We start from the raw sequence: 1,016 nt of genomic DNA, 5'->3' as shown, positions 1-1,016 counted from the left end.
TCAATGAGTTGTTGATGCCAGAGAAGGATAAATTTTTGACAAAAGTCATCGACGCAGCAGTAAAGTTCTTCTAAATTATACATGCCTGAGGATCTCCACTATTTTGTTTTCTTTAGCAAAAACTTTGATCGTGCCTCAGGCACTTTAGTTCCCTTCTTAAGCGAAGCTCAGGTTGAATTAAGATCTATATAATAAATTTTATTTGTATTAAAAATCCTCAATGCTAATGTCATTATCTAATCTCTCTTTTATTAAGATTAATTACAAATTGGGGCAAGAACATTTAAAAACATTGAGGATAATGAATGAAAACAATCGGTATGCTAGGGGGAATGAGCTGGGAATCGACGGTGAGCTATTACCAAGCAATTAATCGGGGAATCAAGGAGGAATTAAAAGGCCTTCATTCTGCCAAGATATGTTTGTTTAGTGTGGATTTCGATGAAATTGAAAAATTACAACGTTCTTCTCGCTGGAATGAAGCAGCTACGTTATTGAGTGCTGCGGCTAAATCTGTTGAAGCTGGTGGAGCTGATTTTTTGGTGATATGCACCAATACAATGCATAAGATTGCGGATGATATAGAAAAATCCATTTCTATTCCCATACTTCATATCGCAGATGCAACCGCAGAAGTATTGATTGGTGATGGCATCAAGAAAGTAGGTTTATTAGGAACGCGATTCACAATGGAAGAAGATTTCTATAAAGCAAGATTAACTAATAAATTTGATATTGAAGTCATTGTGCCAGACGACGAGCAGAGAGATTTAGTCCATCGTATAATTTATGATGAGTTATGTGTTGGTGAAATTAGAGCAAATTCACGGCAGATTTATTTGAATATTATCCAAGATCTCTCTTCCAAAGGTGCTGAAGCCATTATAAGGCAGTAAGCAATCAATCCCGTTAAAATCGTTAACAAAAAACCGGTTATACTTCGGTGACGAGAATGTTCTCATTGAGAGCCGTTTTTTAATTGTCCATTAATCGTTTCAATGATAAAACGCTTTTTA

Annotated in this window: 1 protein-coding gene and 1 pseudogene; one reads left to right on the top strand and one right to left on the bottom strand. The window is 35.6% G+C overall.

Annotated features, from left to right (window positions below; all coding sequences use genetic code 11):
* Positions 1–305: 305 nt before the first annotated feature.
* Positions 306–896 carry an aspartate/glutamate racemase family protein gene (locus AACS92_RS02045; protein WP_099112031.1) on the top strand — a complete coding sequence of 197 codons (591 nt, stop codon included), beginning with the start codon at positions 306–308 and terminating at the stop codon, positions 894–896.
* On the opposite strand, the pseudogene AACS92_RS02040 reads toward AACS92_RS02045, so the two are convergent.
* Positions 836–1,016 (bottom strand): annotated as a pseudogene (locus tag AACS92_RS02040) (transposase); the annotation flags it as partial. The gene AACS92_RS02045 and the pseudogene AACS92_RS02040 sit on opposite strands and share 61 nt — an antisense overlap.

This window comes from Xenorhabdus sp. KJ12.1, from assembly GCF_963876495.1.
In the GTDB taxonomy this organism is placed as follows: domain Bacteria; phylum Pseudomonadota; class Gammaproteobacteria; order Enterobacterales; family Enterobacteriaceae; genus Xenorhabdus; species Xenorhabdus stockiae.
Note: the sequence above shows the minus strand (reverse complement) of the source record. Positions and strands in the feature narration are given on the sequence as shown.

Excerpts from the sequence above, each read along its gene's own strand:
- AACS92_RS02045 (WP_099112031.1), top strand. The coding sequence starts at position 306 with ATGAAAACAATCGGTATGCTAGGGGGAATGAGCTGGGAATCGACGGTG.